Origin of the sequence: Paenibacillus xylanexedens (assembly GCF_001908275.1) — a bacterium.
GTDB lineage: Bacteria > Bacillota > Bacilli > Paenibacillales > Paenibacillaceae > Paenibacillus > Paenibacillus xylanexedens_A.
In genome coordinates this window covers 2370323-2394187 of the sequence record NZ_CP018620.1, presented here as the reverse complement: position 1 = coordinate 2394187, position 23865 = coordinate 2370323, and the positions used below count along the sequence as shown (strand labels likewise).

Sequence of the window (23865 nt, the reverse complement as noted above, 5' to 3'; positions counted from 1 at the left end):
ATCGCACCACTCGTGTTTCAGCCTAGTGACTCAAAGACTCATTACACAATAGGAGGTGTTCTGTATGGCCCCTAAGATCCAAGGAACCATCATAATAGAAGGCACTGAGCTGACGGTCACCAACCCGGACAAGCTCTTATGGCCGGAAGCAGGTGTTACCAAAGCCATCTATCTGCAAAAGCTGGCCGCTCTGGCTCCTTATCTGCTCACGTATACGAGCAATCGACTTCTCACCACGATAAGATATCCCCACGGCGCCGGAGGAACATTTTTCTATCAAAAGAATGCCCCTGAGCCTGTACCAGATTATGTGCGCACTGAAGTTCACGACGGCATCCGCTATGTGGTCATGAACGGACTTCCCGAATTGTTATGGCTCGGTAATCTGGCTGCACTTGAATTTCATCCTTCTCTGCATACTGTGGGAAGCCATCTGCCCAGTGAATGGATGATTGATCTGGACCCCTCTCAGGAACATGAACCCCGGATTATGCAAGCTGCACTCATCGTTGGCGAAACCCTGACTTCCCTTGGTCTGAGGTCCATCCCCAAAACTTCGGGCGCAACAGGAGTTCAAATCATCGTTCCCATTGTGCAGGGGGTAACCTTTGATGAATTGAGAGAGATCGGTTATTTTGTAGGCAAATATGTCACTCAGAAGCACCCGGATCTGTTCACACTGGAACGACTCAAAAAGGACCGTGGAGACCGCATTTATTTTGACTATCTCCAGCATTATGGAGGCAAGACCCTTGCCGCTCCCTATACACCACGTGCCAAATCCGGCGCCACTGTCTCCACACCCCTTACCTGGGATGAGGTTAGAAGCAACACCTCCATCCAGGATTACCATCTGATGAACATTATTGAACGCTTGAACAAAACCGGCGATTTAATCGCAGCTGTTGAACCCCAACCCGTTGAACACATTCTCAAACATTTGAAGAAAAAATAGCCGACTCCCTCATCACAAGGGTGTCGGCTATTATCATTCATGTGTATATCAATCGCTAATGGATACCTTTTTTCTTGAAACGTCCGCCCTTCACGTCATGAATGTTACCGATAGCCACAAAGGCTTGCGGGTCCCAATCTTCAACGATGGTCTTCAGCTTCGCTTCTTCCAAACGGGTGATCACGACAAAAATGATCTTTTTCTCGTCCCCGCTGAATCCGCCCTCTCCATCCAGGAAAGTTACACCACGACCAAGACGGTCTGTCAGGGCTGAACCGATATCACGATATTTCTCACTAATGATCCATACCGATTTGGACTGATCAAGTCCTTCATTCACAATATCAATCATCTTCATCGCAATATAATATGCAATCATGGAATACAGGGCATTCGGCCAGCCGAATACAAATCCTGCACCTGCGAAAATAAACACGTTAATGAACAATACGATCTGTCCTACAGACAAAGGTGACTTCTCACTAAGCAAGATGGCCACAATCTCCGTACCATCCAGTGAACCGCCAGACCGAATGACAAGTCCAACACCCACACCCAGGATCAATCCGCCAAATACAGCTCCGAGCAAAGGCTCCCCTGGTGTTAATGCAGGAACATGGTGCAATAATGATGTCCCGATGGACATGACCACAATCCCCAGCAGCGTGGATAACGCAAATGTTTTACCAATCTGCTTGTAACCCAGAATCAGGAAAGGCAAGTTGAGCAAGGTCAGGAATACTCCGAGTGGCAAATTTGTAAGTTCTGACACCATAATTGAAATCCCCGTAATCCCACCATCAATAACACCATTCGGTACGAGAAACACTTCAAGCGATACAGCCATTAGTGCAGCACCGATCAGAATCATCACAATACGTTGCAGCAGCTTTAATGTAAACACCGAGCTTTTGACCCCGCGGTCAGCTTGCTTGGCTGTTAGTTCTTTCACCGTTACATTGGACATGGTATCCCCCCCGTTAAATCAGTGTGTGAATCCATTTTATAAATCATTTAAATACTCAGGGTGAATCTACATATGGAGAACAGCAAACTGCGTTCTATATGTACCCTGGCTATACAGCGCAAGCATCTAAAGGCGATATAAAATGGATTCAAAATGTTATTCATCCCGGTTTGCACTTTCAAAAGAGAGCAAAAGGGAGCCTGTTTTCCCGCAGACTCCCCTCCTTCGCCAAGACATGATTTATATATCTATTATATCATAAAAGATCAAATTTGCGCAAAATACTTAGCAAAAAGAAGATAAATTCACAAAAAGTGAACTTATCTTCAGAAATCTGCCCTAAATCGGCTAAAGAAGCGGAGAAAGCATCCGAGAAAGCATTTCTGCGCCTTTTTGCCATCGTGAACGCTTCTGAAATACCTTCCCATCGATCTGACTGCATTCCCCGAGATCACGTTCAAAGTCAGTGATCAGACGATGAATCGCAGAGGACTCGAACAGGACAGCCGTCAACTCAAAATTACAGAAAAAACTGCGCATATCCATGTTGGCAGTTCCGACTGTAGCGAGCAAATCATCCACAATCATCACTTTGGCATGTACAAAACCTTTGCGATATTGGAAGAACTGCACACCTGCTCTCAATAGTTCCTCCACATATGAAAGTGACGCCAGATGCACGAGCCTAGAATCGGATTGATACGGAATGATAATTCTTACATCGACACCACTGACAGCAGCTGTTTTGAGTGCCTCATACAGTGCAGGGTCAGGTATAAAATAAGGTGTGGTAATGTATATCCGTTCACAAGCTACCGAAATGGCCCCAAAACACATCTCCTGAATGGCATCCCAGTCCTGATCCGGCCCACTGGCCAGAATCTGAATTCGTTCTTCCCCGCTACAGATATGGGGTGGAAACAATTCTGCAAGCTGCGGTTCGGTAATTCGCTCACCAGCAGCCAATTTCCAGTCGTTAAGAAACGTACTTTGCAGAAAGTATACGGCATCTCCTTCAATCTGCACATGTGTGTCCCGCCAGAAACCCACCTCCGGATATTGCCCAAGGTAATCATCACCTACATTAATGCCACCCACGAAACCAACCTGTCCATCCACAACAACAATTTTACGGTGATTCCGGTAGTTTACTCTGCGGTCAATCGTTGCAATCAGTGGCGGTAGAAAATAATGGAATTCCACACCTGCATCCTGAAGTTTACGGATAAAGCTTCCTTTCATCTTGTGGCTGCCGAGACCGTCACAGATAAACCGAACCTTCACGCCCTCCTGTGCCTTGCGAATCATGACATCCTGAAACTTCGTACTGATCACATCATCACGGAAAATATAAAATTCCACATGCAGATGGTGCTTTGCTTTTTCCATTTCCCTCAGCATTGCCGCAAATGCCTCTTCACCATTTGTGAGCACCGTACTGTGGTTACAACCTGTAATCGGGCTCTCCGACAGATGGGATAACAGGTTAAACAATCGATGCTGGTGGCTGAAACGATCGCCAGGCATCTGTTCGACATCTCCAATGATGTGGGCTTGTTCCCAGATCGTTTCCTTCATTTCACGGAAGATGCGCGATCCACCCTTGCGAAGTTTTTTTCGTTTGTTATAATCCTGCGCTACAAAATAGTACACTACAAAACCGATCAACGGCACGCAGAACAAAATAAACAGCCAAGCCACAGCTTTAGCCGGATTACGAAATTCCAGCAAAAGAATTGTGGCTGCCTGGAAAATAAATACGAGTAATATAATGACCAGCCAGAACATTCGGCTTCCTCCTCAGGTGGCAAGCTTCATGGCCTTGCCTTTCTCTCACCTACACATCTTTGACGATTATGTATACAGCTAATCATAGATACCCAATGTACCCCCTATTCGTAACGTTTGCTTAGATAAAACTTTACATAAGCAGACGGAATACTTGATTCTGGAAATTCAAATTTCTACTTCGTTCATTGTATATTCTGACTGTGTTACCTTCTACATATCAGTTTAATGATGGAGCAGATTCGCATTGTGACGCCAATCTGCTCATTTCACCTTCCAGACTCTTCCTCATTTCTTTGTCTGGAGGTGGTCTTCTTACGTGAAATTAGATATAATAATCGTTAAAAACTTATTACCTAAAGGAGAAGAGCAGTGAATGGAAAGTGAGAGGTATGCGTTAAATTTAGTATTGGTTGCTTTTTTGATAGGACTTTCGGCGTTTTTTGTCGCAGTGGAATTCGCTCTGGTACGGGTTCGTCCGAGCCGGATCGATCAAATGATTGCAGAAGGAAACAAGCGTGCGCTGGCTGTTAAACAAGCCGTTGCCAATCTGGACGGATATTTGTCTGCCTGCCAGCTTGGAATCACGATCACATCTCTGGGACTGGGCTGGCTGGGTGAACCAACGGTAGAGAAGATTCTCCACCCTGTGTTCGAAAGCTTGCAAATTCCTGAGGCGGTTTCTTCATTCTTATCGTTTGTAATCGCGTTTGCTTCCATCACGTATCTGCATGTTGTGGTTGGTGAACTCGCTCCAAAAACGATTGCAATCCGGAAAGCCGAGACTGTTGCACTGCTGACGTCTACACCTATCATCTGGTTTAACCGAATTATGTATCCTTTTATCTGGCTGTTAAACGGCTCAGCGAACCAACTGGTGAAACTGTTCGGAATCAAACCTGCTTCTGAACATGAAGATGCACACTCCGAAGAAGAGTTGCAGATCATCATTAATGAAAGCTTTGAAAGTGGTAAAATCAACCAAGCTGAATTCGGTTATGTAAGCCGGATCTTTGCTTTTGATGAGATGTTAGCCAAAGAAATCATGGTACCCCGGACCGATATGGTCTGCCTTTATGTGAATAGAACAAACGAGGAAAACCTGGAGATCATTCGTGAAGAACAATATACACGTTTTCCAGTAGTGAATGAGAGTAAAGACGATATCATCGGTATCATTAATACGAAACAATTCTTCCTGGAACTTTACGGAAACGATGAACCTGTTGATCTATCCTCCCTGATTCAGCCTGTATCGGCTGTTCACGAAACAACTCCTGTGAAGGACTTGCTCAAGAAAATGCAGAAGGATGGCGTACATATCGCCGTACTTGTCGACGAATATGGAGGAACTTCCGGAATTGTAACCATCGAGGATGTGCTTGAGCAGATTGTTGGTGAGATTCGCGACGAGTTCGACGCAGACGAAGTGGAAGATATTCAAGTCATCAATGAGAACTATGTCATTATGGATGGCAAGGTTTCCTTATCGAAGGTGAACGACATGTTTATGTCCAGCCTGGATGCAGATGAGTGGGACACCATTGGTGGATGGCTCTACAGCCATCGTCCCGAGATGAACGAACAGGAAGAATATGAGTTCGAGAATCTAATCTTTGTTCTGCTGGAAAAAGACAAGAATCGGTTCTACAAAGTGGCCGTTGTTCCCAAGGAACCACTGACCATGTCTGATTATACCGATGAAGACGAGAAAGAGTCCAATTGGTCTAAATAAAGCAATTTTATAAATAAAGCAATTTTATAAATAAGAAGAGGAGCACTTGCCTATTTTGGTAAGTGCTCCTCTTCTTATTATATCTCGCCCTATCCGTCACTTCTCCAAATTATCATTCAACCCAAGAATGGAACTCCCGTTTTTAGTTTGATTTTAATACCCACTTCGCAATATCATCGATAATGGCTTTGGAGACATTAGATGGCTCAGCGTACTCTTGACCGATTGAAAGTCCATCATAGCTGGATAAAAGATGATTTACCTTTGGATAGCTATTGTACGTTACATTGGAATGACCTTGAAGAGACGATTTCCAGGTTTGGAATTGATTCATAGACACTTGCACATCGTTTTCGCCTTGTATAACAAGCATAGGTGTATTTTGTGTTTTAGCCAGTTCCGCAGGCACATAGTCTCTTTGCTCAAACCACCAATAAGCAGGTTGAAGTGGAAACGCCTCAGGAAGATGATCTACAGAATATTTTGGATCTTTAACCATCGCAGCCACATTTTTATAAAAATCAGCTTGCCCTTGAATGACATCCGTGTCTAAACCAAGCTGCTTCATCCGCTCTACCAATTCGTCCTGCTGCTCGGTAAGCACATCCGCAAAGCTACTACTTGGTGCAGCAAGTAGAATACTTCCTGCAATATCATGTTGTTTATCCTCAGCAATGATTAACGGCATTGCAAACCCGCCTTGACTATGTCCAGCTACAAAAATCGCTGTAGAATCAATATGTGCATTCTTTTTAAGGAATTCCACTGCATCGTTTACCTGAACTACGCTCTCTTGCTTTAATGTGAATTTAGGCTGTGAAGCCACCTTATAGGTATGCTCATACGTAACCTTATCGTATCTTAATACAGCAACTCCTTGTGAAGCCAAACCTACCGCAAGATCGCGAAACGGCTTTGCACCACCAATGGCAGCATCTTGATTGCTAGGCCCAGATCCATGTACCAGAATGACAACCGGGAAAGGTCCCTCTCCCTTGGGCAAAGTTAATGTCCCTGGCAAAGCTAAATCACCCTGACCAACCGTAATGTCTTGTTCTGTATAGGCAGATGGGTCGTCGTAGCTTGGTTTTTGATACACATCTGGCGTAGCGGCGGCAATATGCAAATCATCCACAAGTCCGTTTTGATTCATTCTGACCGTAATATTTAAACGAGTCAGCTCTGTTTTGAACGTATAGGTAACATTGCGATGCACTGTATTATTTTCTACATGCTTAGCTATGGCTTCACTTGTAATTTTGCCATTTTGTCCTTCTAAAGCTCCCCACAGCTGACTCAACAACGTGGGTGACAACACTCCACTCACAGAGGTATGAACATACTTGGCAGCCTCCTGGCCATCGCCCTCACTTATAAGGGAAATGAATATATCCTCAGGTGCTGCCTTCAGCGTCTCGGAAAGAAATGCCCCATCCATATAGGTAGTTCCTTTCGTTAACTGAACAGGATTGTCTAAGGATATGGCTTGCCCATTCACCATCGCCTGTTTCTCTCCTACCTTAACTATAATCGTAAGCTCACTTTTTCGTATTGTGATTTGTCCTGTTTTTTGTTGCCAAGATACCTCTGCCCCATTCTTTTCTGCAATCTCACGAACAGGAACAAGATTTTCACTACCAGCGGATTTTTCAGCAGCTTCTGAGATGGATGTTACCGGAAGAATGAGACCTACGAAAGTAAGAGAAAGTAATAGCTTTTTCCAATTGTTCATTGTAATAACTCCTCCTAATAATTAATTTCATCTATTATATGCATAGAATTATGAGCCTTTATTGGCTCAGGACTATACTTATAACAACAATAGCAATGATGAATAACAACAGGACCCAAGATACTGGACGAGCGAAGTTAATTGTCCAGCCTATTCCATAACGCTTTTCTATGGTTAAAGAAGGATCATTGGCATTGAAGTAAATAAACCCAAGCTTCCAATAATCATCGTCATTCACAGGCTGCTCCTTAGATCGTTCATGATCCTCTTGTTGATTACGAATTTTCCCACCGCCTTGTCTGCCTGTGAGAGACAGCCATACAACACCTAACACGATCACCACAGGAGTGATGAAGCTAATAGCTGTTAACAAGACCAGATTAGGGACGAACATATTGATCTGAATGAAGGCAAATAAGATGGTAAGAAGTAAGCCTGTTACAAGCGTAAATAGGGACCATTTACGGCGGAATTGAATATTTTCAGCAGCAAATTGGCCCGGATTAGACGTAGTAAGCTGTTGTTTGCTTGATTTAATACTCCAGTTAACCAACATCATAAGTGCAATGATTCCTAGCTGTACAAAATTAATAGCCAGTACCGAGAAGTAGGTTTTAGGCACACTGGAAGTGACATGGCCCTGAAGATCATATTTTATTGGAATGACGTTAGGTAGTGATTTATAATTCAGGATCGAAATGATCGCAATGGCTGCAATAATAGCCATGTGAATGAGAAACCAATAGTTGGAATAGGTGAGTTTATTTTGGCGGAAGGTGGTATCGATTTTCACTCTTTGAGGTGCTTCTACAGTTGTAAGTGTTCCTTTTATCTTTTTCATCTTGAAATGAAATAAGATGTGTAGTGCTGCCCAGTACACAATAAATATCATTGTGCTAACACCGGTAATCATTGCGGTAGAATCTTCATTAGCAGATCGGAGAAAATACAGACAGACAAGCATAATCATCCCGTTTCCGATCAGACTTACTGTAGCAAACGTACTCCTTAGCTTACGTAAGATGGGTGTGTAGTAATTATATTGACTTACCGTAACCCCAAAGCTAATGGTTTCCCTTGTCAAATATGGTGCAAAGGATAGAAGTAAGGCTAATGGAGCAAAAATTAAAATGATAGGTAATATACTAAATAACTGCATACATAACACACTCCCTTGATTCGTTATTCTCTGTTGTGACCCATCTTCACATCATCATACATTTGGTCTAACACTGCAGATAGTTCCTCTTTGGTCATTCCACGACAGATCGCTTCCGCAATAATCGGTCTTAATTCTCTTTGCTGCTTTTTCAAAAAATCATCCGTTAAACCAGGCATTCCATCAGGGTTCACTACAACTCCCTTTTGTCTATGAACCAGAATGTATCCATCTTGCTTGAGTAGTGTATAAGCCTTGTTGACGGTGTGAAGGTTAACACCGATATCTGCGGCCAAATTCCGAACCGAAGGTAACGCCTCACCTAGCTGTAACTCACCACTAGCAATGCCTTCAATAATTTGATAAACAAGTTGCGAATAGATGGGAAGTTCGGATTGCATATCCAGTTGAATAATCAAGAGTTCACCTTCTTTTTGTTATCTGTTATATATCAAGTATAACAGGTATAACATGAGTGAGCAATATATATGAAAAAAAAGCCGCCTATTAATGGCGAGGGCAAACTTACCTGACCCCCTTCACCATTGATATGCTGCTTATCCTGATGAGCTTATCGATGTGATTCAAGAACAAACATTAGTCGAGCATATGACAGAGATGTATTTCTAACTCCATTCAGAGTTCAGTCTTATCCTCAACAATCCGATAATGGATCTTGCGAACTATAATTTTTATAATCATATACAGGGGAATAACGATGATCATACCCAAGATATTTCCCAGGTCAGCCCCCACGAGCAAAAGGATAACGGTAGTCAGTGGATGAATATCGAGCTGTTTGCCATAGACATACGGTGAGATCAGGTTATCCTGAATTTGCTGTGCGATTACAATGATAACCAGGGACCAGATCGCCATCGAAGGTGATTCGATAAACGCAACAATGACAACCGGAATAGCTGCCAGCAAAGCACCCACATAAGGGATGAAGTTCAGAATAATGGATACAACAGTCAGCAGCAATGCGTAAGGCAAACCTAAGATGAGAAAACCGATGTACATCAGAATCCCCAGGGCTACATTAACAATAACCCGGCCAACAATATAGTTGCTTAGTGCTTCATCGATCTCATGGACGGTTTCTTCCCCATCCTTCCGATAATGCCTTGGCAACAATAAGGTCAGATTCGTTCCAAACTTGCTGCCTTCCTTGAGCATGTAATACAACATGATCGGGAACGTTGCCAGAATAATAACCAGATTGGATACCACGGAGAATAACCCGGAGACATAATTGGTTACCTGAGTGATCCCTTGGCTCAGAACATCGGATAATCGTGAGAATAGATTGGAATCATCAGGCAGGTATCTGGATACAACATTGCTCCTTTCAAGTGCATTCAACTGATCGCTGAGTGAAGTAACCAACGCTGGAGCATTCTCCACGAAATTCATCAATTGTTCACGCAGGGAAGGCCATACAAGCACACTAAAACCTGCAAGTATTAATGCAATTACGACATAAATAATTAGAACTGACAATGCACGTTTGATCTTATGCCTTTCCATATAATCGACAAGCGGGCGCAGCAGATAATAGAAGAAACCAGCAATCAGCAGCGGAATGATGATGATGTGAATCAGTGAGGTCAGGGGGCTGAAAATAAAGTTCACTTTTTCCCCCAGATACACGATGAGCAGCAGCAGAATAATCGCTGTGCATATGCGGTAGAACTTGTTATTTATCAAGAAACGTGATCCCTCCATGCGCTGCTCTGCCAAAGTGACTGCGGCGTTCATATGTATATCTAGTCATTTACTTATGATACTAAGTACCCTTAAATGACAGTCATGCCACAGGCGATGCTGAATATACACTTATTTTCTTTCCAAAACAAACATTGGAGCAAAAAAAAGAAGCAGGCGTTAGCCTGCCACATCTCTTTTGCTGAATACAACCCAGGAAATCACCATGAAAATAACGTAATACACCGCCAGAACTGCAATGGAGAAACCCAGTGTCATTCCCGCACTTGGACCACCCATTAGCGCAAAATCCGCCCCGGAGGTCATGTATTTGCTAAGATCCATGTTGTTGAACAGAACATACTTGGCCCACTCATAACGGACCGGATTGAATATGAGTGAAAAGATACTCTGTGAGAACATAATGAACAGGGATAATCCAATCGCAAGTGCACCTGAACGAAATACGGAGGACACCATAAAGGCAATCGCAAGCGTAATGAACAGATCAACGTACAAATATCCCCATAACGTCAGAGCATTCGTAGCCGGACTACTGCTTCCTCCCGGAGCATCATGCGAGAAAAGGATATAAGACGTTAGCATGGCCATCGCGATGATCAGCAGTGTACTGACAATGCTGAAGCCAACGACGGTCAGATACTTGGAAGCAAGAACTTTGCTTCGTGACCATGGACGAATCAGCAATAGCTTAATGGTTCCCCAGGTGAATTCGCCCGCAACCGATTCCGCTGCAATCACGACACAGAAGATCGTGTTCAGGAAAAACGTAATCTGGATGGTCGTTACAGCCGCTTCCCAGTACAAAACTTCATTGGATCCCATTCCTTCTCGCAGTAACACTGGCATTAATAGCGAGATCAGCGCCAGAATCGATAACATGATCCAGGTACGGGGACGACGGAAAATTTTCATATTCTCGTTCAATATCAGATTACCAAAACTACCCAATGCCTCCACCCCCAGTGACTTGCAAGAATTGTTCTTCCAGGGTGTGAGTCACGTTACGAATACCGTATACCTGAAACCCTTCGCTAACCAGCTTGGCATTGATATCCGGAATCTGCTCACGAGACACCCGCATCACCAGGACATTGCCCTGTACGACAGCACCCTGAATCAGATCCGCAGCACGATCTGCATCATTCAGCTCAAAAGCAACTTCGATTAATGCATCCGAACCGGCTTCAGCCCGAAGGTTTCTTACATCGATTAACTTGCCATTCTGGATGATGGCCACCGTATCACACATCAGCTCCATCTCTGACAACAAATGACTGGATACAAAGACTGTAATACCTTCCTCTTGGGTAAGCTGACGCAAATAATCTCTCAGTTCCCGTATACCCTGTGGGTCCAGACCATTAGTCGGCTCATCCAGTACAAGCAGCTTCGGTTTATGTAATATCGCTTGCGCGACACCCAGACGCTGGCGCATGCCCAGTGAATAGGTTTTGACCTTATCGTGAATACGGGCCGTAAGCCCCACACGCTCAATCGTCTCAGCAATACGTTCCTTCGTAACTCCCGGCGACATGCGGGCAAAGTGAACGAGATTCTGGTACCCGGTCAGAAACTTGTACATTTCCGGATTTTCCACAATAGCTCCTACCTGGGCTACCGCCTTCTCAAATTCATTCTTCACACTGTGTCCCGAGATGAAAATATCACCTTTACTGATGGACATCAGTCCAACCATCATCCGAATCGTTGTTGTTTTCCCCGCGCCATTAGGTCCTAAAAAACCAAAAACCTGCCCCGGAGAAATATCCAGAGTCAGGTCGCTGACCAATGATCGGGAGGATATGATTTTGCTGACGCCCTGAATCCGGACGACCGGCTCCTGCTGCATTCAATCCCCTCCTTCATGGACGAGCACATCATTCATGCCCGTTTCTCATATGAACATAGTGTATCATAATCTTTAGTATATTGTCCCGCAAACTGGGATTTCCCCTGACATTTCGCTTCAACTACACACGCTTCACAGCATCCAAGCGGCATTTCACTCCGATAGAATCCGGTGCGAAATACGTGATTGCCTCCATTGCCCTCTTCCTTCATTTCGACAGAGCTTCTAGTGACCGACACAATCATCCCACAACTGACACAGTAAAAGCGGCCCGTTTCGATCAATGATATTCCTTCCCCTCACAAGGAGCTTAGAAGTCCTTGTTATTTGTCGTTAGACGCTGAAAATTGATACATTTTGTATCTATCTCGTAATTTACTTGACACCGGGACTAATGTCAAGGCTTTACAGCCATAAAAACAAGCAAAACACAAAAAAAGCTCCATAAATGCGACAAAAGTCTCGCATTTATGGAGCCTCATGTTAGGTAAATGATACAATTCGGTTCAATGTATGGGTTAATATTATTTCCTGATCAGTCACTATTATCGACCTGCGAGGTATCCTCATTTTTCTGATTTGGATAATACCAGAGTAAGGTCCACTCATCGCCATCCTCTACCAGATAACAGGTCTGCACAATATCGAATTGGCCAAAGGTACCTGAGTACTTCTGGGTGACCCGGATTCTGTAGGCTTCAGAAAATGGCTTAACACCATCGATCACGGTTACATCAAACTCGCGCTCCGGCTTTTCCATCTCCAATCCAAACGTTTCCACGCCAAAATGCTGCATAAATATATGTGCTCTGTTCTGTACGTAAGCACTCTTGGGAAACCGCTCTTTCATCAGAGGATGAAAGAGTTCCCACGAACTGCCGAAGTCACCTGTCTGCTCATATTTGTAAAACTCTTCGGCAACAGCAGCAGCTTCATCCGTTGTATCTGCCTGAAACAAATACGGAATGGTTCTGGCAATCAACCACAGCAATAATACAATGATCGTGATGAACCCGATCTTTTTGAGCAAAGCATTCCGGTTCCTTCTTCGCAGCATGTCCAGTCCTCCTTGTCCTACTCCATACTTATGATGGATGACAGACAAGTAGAAGTTGAACGATACATCTAATTTCCTGGGAAATCACGTTCTTTAGCGATGATAGCGGCTAAATGAACTTAATTTTCGATAGATCGCTACGCCCGCTATCCATAACATAACACCACAGAGACCACCAATCAGATCAACTCCTACATCTCGAATGGAAGCTGTCCGATTGGGGCTGAATTGCTGGATATATTCATCAATTGATGCGATCACAATCACAGTAGCCAGTGCAATTCCTATACAGGTTTTCATACCGCTTCTTCGATAACGCATGCCACAATAGACAAGTACAGCTAGCACAGCATAAACAAATACATGCGCACTTTTACGAAATATGAACTCGGCAAAGTCATAGGGGCGTGCGTTCAGTGAATAATGATGCTCACCATAAGTGAACTGGATATCAGGCAAGCTTAATACCCATTGGATCTGCTCAGACCATTGATGAAGCCAAGGCTGAATCGTTTGTTGCTGGTAGGATTGTGCTGACATGGACCAGATGAACAAAATCCACGATATAATCAGAAGCACGGAGATCAGGTATCCATATCTTCTTCGCTTATGATTACGTCGCCTACGCCGGGAGCCCTCCCCTATTAGGATTGTAATCACCACTTTCATATCTCTTTATATACTTCTTATAGAGCCAAGTAATGTTTATTGGACAAAATAGCCTGTAAATAATCCACGACCATTCGTACCTACATAGACCTTTCCATACGTCTGGCGGTCAGCTTCCATTACTTGGGGCTCATTACCGATACCGATCCCTGTTGCTGGTGTGATATTTTCCCAGGTGAGTCCCATATTGTCGGAACGGAAAAATCCTTTGACCTGATTGACCATGCCATAGATAAAGACAGCAGGAGTAACTCCGCCCGATTTCCCTTTTCCAAAAGCAAATAATTCGGACGATTGTACATTTTGTATTTTGGTGAACGCAGCACCGGAACTATTAGAAGCATACAAGCCTGCTCCCCCAAGACTCACCCAAACTACATTTTCCATTTCTGGTGCAGCTTCCACCTTGATTTTCTCACTTTGCGGCAATGCAACAATGTTCGCCTTAATCCAGTTAGCTCCACCGTTATTTGTTCGATACAAATGTCCAGCGTAATACGCATAAAACTTATTCCCATTTGTTCGATCAGCTGCCAGTGTTTGATTATACGTGAATATGGACTCTCCTCCAGTATTGTTTGACGGAAGTCCATTCATACTTTGCCAGGTTATACCTTTATCGGTGCTCCTCACTGCCTTTCCTTTCTGCGGGAAATAAATAATTAAATTCGGATTGGAAGCCGAATAAGCTATACGCCCCAATTGAGAACCCGCCGGAACGTTCACAGAGGTAGTTGTCAGTCCATTATCGGTTGACACAAATAGCTTGGTGATGGTTCCATACCAATCGTTGCTCCCCAAATAAATGATCTGATTGGGATCTGCCTCGTGATAATCGATGCTAACCACTTCCTGCATGCCTGCAAGTGGGAGCTTTTGGATAGGTGTATTGAATATATCCGAATGCCTGAATCCTACCTGATCAGCCACACCACTAAATAAAGCGGCTCCTTGAGGTGGTGTCGCAGCTGAAAGGGCAACGACTTCCTCGTGTCCATCTGTAATCGCATCCCATTGGGTCATCGGTTGTGTGATGTCATCTGTTTTAAATACACCTGACCAGTCGGAGACATATACTCTACCAGGATGATGTGGATCAAATACTATACTTGATGTCGCCGAAAAAAACATATTAGATGACCACCATGGAGGTCTGTCGTTCAACGTTTTGTTCACGCTGGTCCAGGTTTGACCACTATTGGCGGAGCGATATAAGGGTAAGTTACTGCCACCCGTTCGAACAGCCGCCAGAATGTGATTATCATTGGAGGGATCAATACTAATACCATAGTAGGATGAATATTCCGAACTCGGGGTAATATTAGTCCATTGCTTACCATTATATTTCAGGATTCCACTGTTATCTGTTGTCACATACAAAATTCCGCTTTTGGAAACCGTCATCCGAGCTGTACTCTCCGGGCTATTTCTAATCAATTCCCAGGTCATCTGGCCATTGCTTCGTTTCATTTTGGCAAAGATTCCAATGCCTCTTACACCGGCATACACAACTTGCTCATGCTTAGCTGCCGGGTTAACTCCATATACAACACTCCGAATCCCCTGCCCTGAGAGACCATAGGGAACTTCACGTACTTGGCTCCATGTATCTCCGCCATTACTGGATGTATATAATCCATCGTATCTTGTACCTACATGCAGATAATTTGAGTTTGATGGGTTGACAGCGATACTCTCCCCCATGGCCCTATGAATATTTCCATTGGAAACATTACGAAGATTTAATCCCGTTCGGGTCCACGTCGCGCCCCGATCTGTCGACTTCAAAATGTCACTGGGACTCCCGTTCGCATACTTTCCGGCAGCAACATAGATGATATCCGGATTCTGATGATCCAGTGCAATCCCATCAATGCCGTATAGATTACTTTCGCCCGACTCAATATGATCCAATAAAGGAATCCACCTGTTATTTATGGGATCGAGCCGATAGACACCACCAATATCCGTACGAGCATAGACCAAATCAGGTTCCGTTGGGTGAACAACAACCGCTGTAACGTAACCTCCACCGCCAATGGGTATCTGATCCCATTGATAACTTTCAGCAGACTGAACAACATTTGGGGTTGTCGGAATCATAAGTGCATACATTAAAATGACGATCAATACCAATTTAGGCAGCCTGAACATACGCATGTGGTTCACCCCTTATCCATTTAACCGGGAGTGTTCTTTGATCAACTGATGTATCCGATTCTTCTCAGACTGTTCCACCATGTAGTAATATACTCCGTCGATTTTCTTACCTGTACCTTTAATTTCAACCGATTCTACATGTTCCAGCACGTTGCGATAATTACTGAGCATCTGCTTCATCTCATCAAATGAAATGTCTGTTTTGACATGTTCGCTTACTTCTCCAAGCAATGACTCCAACTGAAATACAGTAGATATCTGAACGGTGTTTTTCAATACCTGTTTGATAATTTCACGCTGCCGGTCATTTCGCCCAAGATCACCCTTGGGATCATCATAACGCATGCGTGAAAATCCCAGTGCACTTGCACCATCCAAGTGGAGGGTGCCCTTCTCAAATCGATGACCCTCATATTCAAAGGCAAAAGGATTGTGGACATCTACCCCACCAACCAAATCGATAACTTTAGCGAATCCTTCCATATCCACTTTCAAATAATAGTCCATGGGGACTCCGAGGAATTGTTCAACCGTTTGTACAGACATGTTCACACCGCCAAAGGCATAGGCATGGTTGATTTTGTCCTCTGTTCCATGCCCTACGATGCTCGTGCGCGTATCGCGAGGGATATTAAACATGAGCACAGATTTTCGAGCTGGATTCACACTGAGCACGATCATGGTGTCGGAGCGTCCACGATCATTGGCTCGCTCATCCACACCCAGAATCAGGGCGTTGAACGGTTCCTGATTCTCCATGTCTATGGGGAACCTGCCTCCTCCCCTGTTATCCACAATAGATACCTGTTTGATGGGTTCCCGGGGCTCATAGATGTTGTCTGCAGCTGATTTTACATGGAGGTACAGATAGATTGCGTACCCAAGTACAATGACTATCATAAGGATGAGAACTGCTAACGTAATTTTGATCCCCAGTTTGAGTTTCATGTTCATGCCCCCGGTTACAGAACTGCAGTTTTTCTTCCATCAATATTCGTTAATCCTGGACGACCTACAGAGTAATATTGAAAAGCAGTATCCTTGATCTGGTCTTCTTCATAAATATTTCTTCCATCGATTAAAATCGGTTGCTTCATATGCACTGCCAGTTCCGTCAGATCTACCTCCATAAACTCCTTCCATTCGGTTAGGACACAGAGCGCATCGGCATCCTCGGCGGCTTCCATTGCACTAGATGTCCATGTAATGCCCGGTGAATCAACCTCCTTTCGGAAATTCTCCGTAGCAATAGGATCGTAAGCTTTAACCGTTGCTCCCTGATCAAGCAGTCGTTGAATAATTTCAACCGCCGGTGCATCCCGTACATCATCCGTATCCGGTTTGAAGGCAAGACCCCAGACCGCAATTTGTTTGCCATCCAGTACGTCTAATGCCTCTTCGAGCTTACGAATCACGTTGAAACGTTGATCTTTGTTCACTTCCACAACGGATTTCAGCAGTTTGAAGTCATAATCGACATTGCCTGCAATTTGAATCAGAGCTTGTGTATCCTTAGGGAAACAGGAACCTCCATAGCCAATGCCTGCCTTGAGAAAAGATGCACCGATTCGTCTGTCATACCCCATGCCTTCAGCAACGCGACCAACATCCGCCCCTACCTTTTCACAGATATTAGAAATTTCGTTGATAAAGGAAATCTTGGTTGCCAGGAAAGCGTTGGAGGCATACTTAATCATCTCCGCCGAACGAATATCCGTTACAATAATCTGATCGGTTAGTGGCTGATGCAGCTCTTTCAGTGTGGCGACTGCCCTCTCGCTATGTGTCCCAATGACTATCCGGTCAGGATACAGTGTATCCTTCACAGCCGTGCCTTCCCGAAGGAACTCAGGTACCGATGCCATGTCGAACGCATGACTCGTCAAACTGCTGATCCATTCCTGAATACGATCATTGGTTCCGACAGGAACAGTGCTTTTAGTCATTATTATTTTATAATTATCCATATAAGAACCAATTTCTCGTGCAACAAGCTCAATATAACTCAGATTCGCTTCACCATTCGGCAGGGATGGCGTTCCGACCGCGATAATAATGATATCTGAACGATGGATAGCATCCTGAATGTTGGTGGTGAAGGTCAGCCTGCCCGCTTCCATATTGGAAGTCATGACTTCCTTGAGTCCCGGTTCATAGATTGGAACATGACCATCCGTCAGCATAGTCACTTTTTCTACATTATTGTCGACGCATATCACGTTATTTCCCAGTTCCGAAAAACATACGCCTGATACCAAACCTACATAACCTGTTCCAATCACCGTAATATTCATTCCAACATCTCCCCCATATCATAAAGTCTTGGTTAAACGTGCTTCATATAAGTCTGAACAATGTCCTGCCATTCAGTGGATACTCTAACGATATCTTCCTCAATCAATTGACTACCGATCTGCACTTCAATGATCTCCAGTTCAGTAACGGCTCTGACGGAATGAAGCATGCTTCGATCAATAATCACCGTATCTCCCTGGCTGATCTTTCGACGCTTGCCATCCAGAATCAATTCCCCTGTTCCAGACACCACCGTCCATACCTCATTGCGGAGCAGATGATATTGATAGCTCAGGTTCTTCCCGGCACTGATGCAGATTCGTTTGGTGAGAACCTCGCCGCCGGTTTCATTTCTCGTATAATCCAGCACCCGGTAGCACCCCCATCGGCGCTCCTCATACATGGGGCGTTGATCCTCGTTTTTCAAGATTTCCTTGATGCGTGGGCTAGCCTCTTTGTCACTGACCAGAATGCCATCCGGACTTACGGCCACAACCACACCCGATAACCCCAAAATGGCAACCGGGATGTTCAATTCATTGATCAGATGAGTATCATGAGAATCATCCGTAATCCAGCCTTTACCTACCACCGAAGTTCCCATCTCTTCCGTTAGCGTGTTCCATGTACCCAGATCTTTCCAAAATCCGTTATACGGAATGGCAATAATCTGATTTGCTTTCTCGACAACCTGGTAATCAAAACTGATCTTGTTCAATCTTCCGTATTGCTTCAGCATCTCGTCATACTGGATCGGTAGTTCCATCTCAATCAGCAGATTGATCAAATAACCCAGCTTAAAAGCAAAAACCCCGCAATTCCATAATGCGTCCTGCTCAATCATGAGGGCCGCATTGGATTCGCAGGGTTTCTCCTGGAACTTCGCTACATTAACGTATTCGTTGTTACTGTTGCCGGAAGATATGGATTGCGGAATGATATATCCGTACTTCTCTGAAGGATAGGTCGGTACCACTCCCATTAAAGCCAGATCAGCACCTGACTTATCGAGCATCTCAGGCAAGGTCGCCAGAACCTCGAAGAACTCCTTTTCGACAAAAGGATCTACAGGCAGTACAGCAACCGTTTCACTCAGACTCACACTCTCCACCGAGTACAGATAAGAAGCGGCGAGTGCAATGGCAGGAAACGTATCTCTGCGCTCCGGCTCCACGACTAGTCTTACATCGTCTCCAAGCTGTGAAGTCAGAATCTCGACCTGTGGCAGACTGGTTGCAATCAACGCCTGAGATGCAAGTCCGGCACAATTCATTTGCCGCCATACCCGTTGCACCATCGATTCCGGTTCACCCTCGGGTCCATGGAGCACTTTAAGAAATTGCTTGGACCTTGAATCGTTGGATAATGGCCAGAGACGCTTACCCGATCCACCGGATAACAAGATACTTCTCATAGCGCTGCTCCATCCGAGAGCACAACCGCCCCAGATCCTTTACCTGCCTTGGTTGATTGGTTATATGTGCAGGTCTGACCAGCTTCCAGTCTGCCTACCGGATTGTTCCGCGTCCAAGCTGTATAATAATTCGAGTTCTTGCCATACGAATTGTCCAAAAGAATGTTCGGTTGATCCAGAAGACAAGCCAGAATATGTCCATGCAGACGAGATGTAGTGACGGTTTTGTATTTATTGAATTCCTTTACGGCTGTATGTACCATCCGATCAGAGTATTTGTACCACAACCAGCGGGAGAGAGCGTTACCTTTCCCTGATTTCAAACGGGATGAGATCATGCGAATGATCTTCCGATCTACCCGGTTATACAATGTCTCCCAGTCTTTGAATGTGGCCTTAGGCCCACTGATGGATTCGTAATGTACCTGATTCTGAGTTTTCTCAATATCTTTCCGGAAGAAATAGAGCATATCGGCAACAGGTTGGCTTTTGGATTTGAGAGGCCACAACTGATGCGCCATATCCGGAGAAAGGTATACGTTCGTGTGTTGAAACTCTTTACTGGCAATCTCATAAGATAATGTATCCCGGACAAAAAAGTGTACATCCTTATGACGATTGAATACCTGTGCTGTCTTTTTCAATTCAATATCACTTTTGTAAAACATCGTCTGAGGCAGAATAACAATCCGGTGATTCGGATGCTGGGCAATCATTCGTTCTCTCAATTTCTGATGAGCCGGGTACAGATCACCAAAGTTGCCCCCACCGTGCAGCACGATCGTGATACCTTCCGGTACCTTAAGGGACAAAGGGCAATCCAGAATGCTGTATCTGGCAAGTACATTAATATGATTGTCTCGGAAGAAAGCTTCCGTACCTTTCATAATCAACAAGTCTCCACCATTGCTGTGAACCGGGTAATCCAGATAATAGATATCGGTACGCGGGGGAATGACCTTCAGAATCTGAAGTAAGTGTCCCTTTAACTCTTCCATGGGATGAATATTGTTAGTGCCCAGCATCTCCATCTCCTCCTTGGGTGACTCTTCTTTTTTTATTCAACCGTTCAGTTAGGAAAGAAATATCCTTTTTGTCGAAAAACATGCCACTAAACTTGACTTTAAACGCGATCTTCATCGCTGCAACGGTGACCATCATGCGCACGATCGAGCCGATGAGCAGGGCAATGGCGATACCGTTTAATCCCCATAGGGGAGTAAGCACAAAAAACAGACCAATCGTGACTGACAACGCAATGAGTTGTCTGATCATAACCAGCCCCGGTCTTCCCAAAGCATTGAATGCAGAAGCGAGAATCCAGGAACCACCGCCAATAATACATTCAAAAGCCAAAATATAAAATGCCTGACTCGCCTCCAAAAACTCATTACCGAACAAAACACCCATCAGCCAATTCCCTACAAACATGGTTGGCACGACGATGATTGTCATGATAATTAAAGAGAGTCGGAATGCTCGCCCTACGGTACGAATGACCTGTTCCTGTGGTAATCCGGTGACCTTGGGGAATACAACACTGCTTATTGCATTTTGCACCGCATTATAGATGCGAGATAACGCAAAGACGACGGAATAGAGTCCAAAATCTCTAGGCGTAAGCAGAGCCAATATAATAATCTTGTCGAACTGGGTGTAGAGGGTACCGAGGAGTTCCACACCAAATACCCGACTGCCGTAACCAAACAGATTTTTGGCTGCCTTTCGATCGATAGCCTTGGTAAACCACTTAAACTTCAGGCTATCTCTGAGCGTATATGCTGCCCATGCGACAACGACCACTGAACTTGCTATGGACACAAAAGAAGCCATTCCAATGCTCATCGCACCAAGCAACCATAAAGAGATCATGACAATCACTTTCAACACCGGATTATATAACCGTATCCCGTTATAGACCTGGAATCTGTCACGACTCTGCGACAGAGCAGATAACAGATTAATCAGGATCAGTACCGGAATACTGGTGACGGTAAACCAGCGGGCAATCGTAATGACCTCTGGCGGGTAATCCGCCATCCAGGAAGGCATATAGATCCAGGCAATCGCTCCAAGAATAAAGCTAATCGGAATTTGGACCATGAAGCTAAGTCGCAGATATTCAGCGCTTTTTTCCGCAGCTTCCCGTTTCAGGTTATAGATAATCGAGGTTGGAAGTCCCCAACTTACCAGGCCAATGAGAAATGTCGGCCAGAACAAGATCGCCGAAAAAGCTCCCTTACCTTCAACACCAAACATCCGAGAAGTAATAATCGAAGTAATCGTGGTAAAAACCATAATAATGACGTTTGTTCCACTGGTATGCACAATGGTCTGTAACAGACTGTTGCCTTTTAAGAGTTTTGGGAGCACGAGTTGTGACATGAACTATTCCTCATTCCTTACTGTTATATCTGAGTATCCCGATGATCAGACCGTTCCGGTAGCAGATTTGAGCCAGTTGCCGGGTGAAACGCTTCGGACTGTAAATGCATAATAAGGCTCGAATAACTCCTTGCGCCAAACGGATAGCGTGTTTTACTGTTCGAATCGTACCCTTGTCTTTTTTGCGAACAGCATCACTGACGCCTTGCCAGAAGACACGTCGCAAAAACCAGTTCTTGGTCGTTCGTTCTTTGGACACCTTGTGTTGAACGGAGCCGAAGGGCGTATAAAACACTTTATGCTGGACCCTGATCCGCGCGATTAGCTCACTCTCTTCATTGGATAACAGGTTCTTCCCCACTCTTCCCAGGTCCTCACGAAAAGGCGCGATGTCCTGAAAGAGCTGTGTACGAAACGCTACATTCGCACCGAACGGTATCGATGGATTAGGCATCTCAACGACATGGTCTGCATAATCCAGAATGGTATACAGCGACAGGTTCTCGCTAGGAATCCAGTCTGGCTTCTGGCTCTCCCAGAGAGGTTCAATCTTGCCTCCCACACATCCGATAGAAGAGTCACTCTCGAATACATCAACGATATGTTGAATCCATAGCGGAGATGCGATAGCATCATCATCCAGGAAAAGGATGTACTCCCCGCGTGCTTCACGAATGGCTCGATTCCTTGCGGCCGATAAACCCGGCTTTTTCTCCAGAACATACTTGACGTTATCTACACCTTCAATGTCCTGAATCTCCTGAACAAGTTGCGCTGTGTGGTCGGTTGAATTGTTATCAATCACGATTATTTCAACGTCATATTCAACATGTTGCCGAGTGGCACTAAGAACAGATTCACTCAGATCATAGGCTCTGTTATACGTGCATATGGCTACAGTGGCTTTCATTAAATCGTCCCCGCATCCTCATTGATTTAGATCGTATAAAGCGAAATCGTTCGCTTCGCGATCCCTGACCATTCCAACTTGTCTAGCATAGATTGGAATCCATTGCCTTCCCTGAACTCATCATCCTTGGCTCGGATCTTCTTCATCGCTTCTTCCAGTCCCTCCTGATCCGAAGGGTCATATAATACTGCACAGTTCTCAGGCAAGTACTCTTCCATAAGCCCAATTCTTGGGGCAACGACAGGTTTACCAAAAGACAGTGCCAGAATTGCACTGCCTGATGTCGCAATATTTTTATACGGAAGAATCATCGAATCAATAGCTTCAAAATAATCCGAGTACTCCCCATCCTGAATAAAATTGAAATACGTGTGAATGCGATCCGAATGGCGTATTGAATCTTCCAGATCATAGTCAGCTGACTTCTTGCCAGCGATGAGCAGATGAGCATCCTTCCAATCCAGATGGTTAAACGCCTTGATTAGATCATCTACCCCTTTATAAGGTGAAACCTGACCAAAAAAAGCAAAGACATAGTCATTTGCCGGGATGTTAAAAAGGTTTCTGATGTTCTGCCCTGTTCGTCCATATACCCCTTGATAATGCCCGTGAGGGATGACTTCAATCTTATTCTCAGGCACATGAAAAGTCTCACTTACGCTGCGAATGAGCGGTTTGCCCATTACAATCAGTTTGGTACAATTCCGCACCAGAAACGTCCTCATCCAGTAATCATGCCACGTTTTGCCGCTGTTATGCGGCCATATGTTATGAACCGTCCAGAACAACTTCGCACCCTTTAGTCTCACATACATAATCATAAGAATGAAAAATATGGACTTGATGAATGTCGAGAACGCGTTGCTTCCTTTGTAATAAAAACTCGGCCAGTGAAAATGAAGTACATCATTCTTACGGACATGTTTTAAGTCTTTTTTAGAAAAATGCTTCACATCCCATCCCTGATCTTCGATGGACTGCGATAATAATTCATTGAATTTGTTCGTCTTGATCATTTTGGGCAACATGTAAACTACAGGTTCTCGCATGACTACACCT

General features: G+C 44.5%; 21 protein-coding genes. 2 read left to right on the top strand and 19 right to left on the bottom strand.

The window, feature by feature from the left end; translation table 11 throughout:
- Window positions 1-64: 64 nt before the first annotated feature.
- Entirely contained in the window at window positions 65-955 is an 891-nt protein-coding gene (gene ligD / locus BS614_RS10435) for a non-homologous end-joining DNA ligase (RefSeq protein WP_074093930.1), read from the top strand.
- Between the two features lie 55 nt (window positions 956-1010).
- On the opposite strand, the gene BS614_RS10430 is transcribed toward ligD, so the two are convergent.
- Window positions 1011-1922, bottom strand: coding sequence for a YitT family protein (locus BS614_RS10430; RefSeq protein ID WP_036611290.1), 912 nt, complete (start codon window positions 1920-1922; stop codon window positions 1011-1013).
- Window positions 1923-2270: 348 nt separating this feature from the next.
- Window positions 2271-3710: a cardiolipin synthase gene (gene cls / locus BS614_RS10425; protein WP_074093929.1), complete on the bottom strand. Its 1440-nt coding sequence runs from the start codon at window positions 3708-3710 to the stop codon at window positions 2271-2273.
- Between the two features lie 376 nt (window positions 3711-4086).
- On the opposite strand from cls, the gene BS614_RS10420 reads away from it, so the two are divergent.
- Window positions 4087-5445: a hemolysin family protein gene (locus tag BS614_RS10420; protein WP_036668939.1), complete on the top strand. Its 1359-nt coding sequence runs from the start codon at window positions 4087-4089 to the stop codon at window positions 5443-5445.
- Between the two features lie 142 nt (window positions 5446-5587).
- On the opposite strand, the gene BS614_RS10415 is transcribed toward BS614_RS10420, so the two are convergent.
- The 17 genes from BS614_RS10415 to BS614_RS10335 form a co-directional block, all read right to left on the bottom strand.
- Window positions 5588-7177: an alpha/beta hydrolase family protein gene (locus tag BS614_RS10415; RefSeq protein ID WP_074093928.1), complete on the bottom strand. Its 1590-nt coding sequence runs from the start codon at window positions 7175-7177 to the stop codon at window positions 5588-5590.
- 58 nt (window positions 7178-7235) lie between these two features.
- Entirely contained in the window at window positions 7236-8336 is a 1101-nt protein-coding gene (locus BS614_RS10410; protein WP_074093927.1) for a DUF1648 domain-containing protein, read from the bottom strand.
- 23 nt (window positions 8337-8359) lie between these two features.
- Window positions 8360-8755, bottom strand: a complete 396-nt coding sequence (locus BS614_RS10405) for a GntR family transcriptional regulator (protein ID WP_074093926.1) — start codon at window positions 8753-8755, stop codon at window positions 8360-8362.
- Window positions 8756-8972: 217 nt separating this feature from the next.
- Window positions 8973-10046, bottom strand: a complete 1074-nt coding sequence (locus tag BS614_RS10400) for an AI-2E family transporter (RefSeq protein WP_084174481.1) — start codon at window positions 10044-10046, stop codon at window positions 8973-8975.
- A 177-nt stretch (window positions 10047-10223) separates the two neighbouring features.
- The gene (locus BS614_RS10395) at window positions 10224-11015 is read right to left on the bottom strand and encodes an ABC transporter permease (protein WP_036668933.1); all 792 of its coding nucleotides are present in this window, start codon (window positions 11013-11015) and stop codon (window positions 10224-10226) included.
- Window positions 11008-11916, bottom strand: a complete 909-nt coding sequence (locus BS614_RS10390; RefSeq protein WP_047841976.1) for an ABC transporter ATP-binding protein — start codon at window positions 11914-11916, stop codon at window positions 11008-11010. The genes BS614_RS10395 and BS614_RS10390 overlap by 8 nt, the downstream gene beginning before the upstream one ends.
- Before the next feature lie 32 nt (window positions 11917-11948).
- Window positions 11949-12200 (bottom strand): hypothetical protein, encoded by a 252-nt coding sequence (locus BS614_RS10385; protein ID WP_157116067.1) that lies wholly within the window; start codon window positions 12198-12200, stop codon window positions 11949-11951.
- Window positions 12201-12451: 251 nt separating this feature from the next.
- Window positions 12452-12973, bottom strand: a complete 522-nt coding sequence (locus BS614_RS10380) for a hypothetical protein (RefSeq protein ID WP_074093924.1) — start codon at window positions 12971-12973, stop codon at window positions 12452-12454.
- Window positions 12974-13066: 93 nt separating this feature from the next.
- Window positions 13067-13552, bottom strand: coding sequence for a VanZ family protein (locus BS614_RS10375; protein WP_074093923.1), 486 nt, complete (start codon window positions 13550-13552; stop codon window positions 13067-13069).
- A gap of 126 nt (window positions 13553-13678) precedes the next feature.
- On the bottom strand, window positions 13679-15802 hold the full coding sequence (locus BS614_RS10370; RefSeq protein WP_074093922.1) for a WD40/YVTN/BNR-like repeat-containing protein: 2124 nt from the start codon (window positions 15800-15802) through the stop codon (window positions 13679-13681).
- A gap of 12 nt (window positions 15803-15814) precedes the next feature.
- Window positions 15815-16750, bottom strand: a complete 936-nt coding sequence (locus tag BS614_RS10365) for an LCP family glycopolymer transferase (RefSeq protein WP_074093921.1) — start codon at window positions 16748-16750, stop codon at window positions 15815-15817.
- Window positions 16751-16764: 14 nt separating this feature from the next.
- Window positions 16765-18096: a UDP-glucose dehydrogenase family protein gene (locus BS614_RS10360; RefSeq protein WP_074093920.1), complete on the bottom strand. Its 1332-nt coding sequence runs from the start codon at window positions 18094-18096 to the stop codon at window positions 16765-16767.
- Window positions 18097-18128: 32 nt separating this feature from the next.
- On the bottom strand, window positions 18129-19511 hold the full coding sequence (locus BS614_RS10355) for a sugar phosphate nucleotidyltransferase (protein WP_074093919.1): 1383 nt from the start codon (window positions 19509-19511) through the stop codon (window positions 18129-18131).
- Window positions 19508-20536 (bottom strand): polysaccharide pyruvyl transferase family protein, encoded by a 1029-nt coding sequence (locus BS614_RS10350; RefSeq protein ID WP_074093918.1) that lies wholly within the window; start codon window positions 20534-20536, stop codon window positions 19508-19510. Before BS614_RS10350 ends, BS614_RS10355 begins: the two co-directional genes overlap by 4 nt.
- Complete coding sequence (locus BS614_RS10345; protein ID WP_074093917.1) at window positions 20523-21896, bottom strand: lipopolysaccharide biosynthesis protein; 1374 nt, start codon at window positions 21894-21896, stop codon at window positions 20523-20525. The genes BS614_RS10350 and BS614_RS10345 overlap by 14 nt, the downstream gene beginning before the upstream one ends.
- 10 nt (window positions 21897-21906) lie before the next feature.
- The gene (locus BS614_RS10340; protein WP_074093916.1) at window positions 21907-22806 is read right to left on the bottom strand and encodes a glycosyltransferase; all 900 of its coding nucleotides are present in this window, start codon (window positions 22804-22806) and stop codon (window positions 21907-21909) included.
- A gap of 26 nt (window positions 22807-22832) precedes the next feature.
- Window positions 22833-23855, bottom strand: coding sequence for a glycosyltransferase (locus BS614_RS10335; protein ID WP_074093915.1), 1023 nt, complete (start codon window positions 23853-23855; stop codon window positions 22833-22835).
- Between the last annotated feature and the right edge of the window lie 10 nt (window positions 23856-23865).

What these genes read in the sequence shown, in the direction of transcription:
- ligD (WP_074093930.1), top strand. Translation starts at nt 65, where the DNA reads ATGGCCCCTAAGATCCAAGGAACCATCATAATAGAAGGCACTGAGCTG.
- BS614_RS10430 (WP_036611290.1), bottom strand. Translation starts at nt 1,922, where the DNA reads ATGTCCAATGTAACGGTGAAAGAACTAACAGCCAAGCAAGCTGACCGC.
- cls (WP_074093929.1), bottom strand. Translation starts at nt 3,710, where the DNA reads ATGTTCTGGCTGGTCATTATATTACTCGTATTTATTTTCCAGGCAGCC.
- BS614_RS10420 (WP_036668939.1), top strand. Translation starts at nt 4,087, where the DNA reads ATGGAAAGTGAGAGGTATGCGTTAAATTTAGTATTGGTTGCTTTTTTG.
- BS614_RS10415 (WP_074093928.1), bottom strand. Translation starts at nt 7,177, where the DNA reads ATGAACAATTGGAAAAAGCTATTACTTTCTCTTACTTTCGTAGGTCTC.
- BS614_RS10410 (WP_074093927.1), bottom strand. Translation starts at nt 8,336, where the DNA reads ATGCAGTTATTTAGTATATTACCTATCATTTTAATTTTTGCTCCATTA.
- BS614_RS10390 (WP_047841976.1), bottom strand. Translation starts at nt 11,916, where the DNA reads ATGCAGCAGGAGCCGGTCGTCCGGATTCAGGGCGTCAGCAAAATCATA.
- BS614_RS10380 (WP_074093924.1), bottom strand. Translation starts at nt 12,973, where the DNA reads ATGCTGCGAAGAAGGAACCGGAATGCTTTGCTCAAAAAGATCGGGTTC.
- BS614_RS10370 (WP_074093922.1), bottom strand. Translation starts at nt 15,802, where the DNA reads ATGCGTATGTTCAGGCTGCCTAAATTGGTATTGATCGTCATTTTAATG.
- BS614_RS10365 (WP_074093921.1), bottom strand. Translation starts at nt 16,750, where the DNA reads ATGAAACTCAAACTGGGGATCAAAATTACGTTAGCAGTTCTCATCCTT.
- BS614_RS10360 (WP_074093920.1), bottom strand. Translation starts at nt 18,096, where the DNA reads ATGAATATTACGGTGATTGGAACAGGTTATGTAGGTTTGGTATCAGGC.
- BS614_RS10355 (WP_074093919.1), bottom strand. Translation starts at nt 19,511, where the DNA reads ATGAGAAGTATCTTGTTATCCGGTGGATCGGGTAAGCGTCTCTGGCCA.
- BS614_RS10350 (WP_074093918.1), bottom strand. Translation starts at nt 20,536, where the DNA reads ATGCTGGGCACTAACAATATTCATCCCATGGAAGAGTTAAAGGGACAC.
- BS614_RS10345 (WP_074093917.1), bottom strand. Translation starts at nt 21,896, where the DNA reads ATGTCACAACTCGTGCTCCCAAAACTCTTAAAAGGCAACAGTCTGTTA.
- BS614_RS10340 (WP_074093916.1), bottom strand. Translation starts at nt 22,806, where the DNA reads ATGAAAGCCACTGTAGCCATATGCACGTATAACAGAGCCTATGATCTG.
- BS614_RS10335 (WP_074093915.1), bottom strand. Translation starts at nt 23,855, where the DNA reads ATGCGAGAACCTGTAGTTTACATGTTGCCCAAAATGATCAAGACGAAC.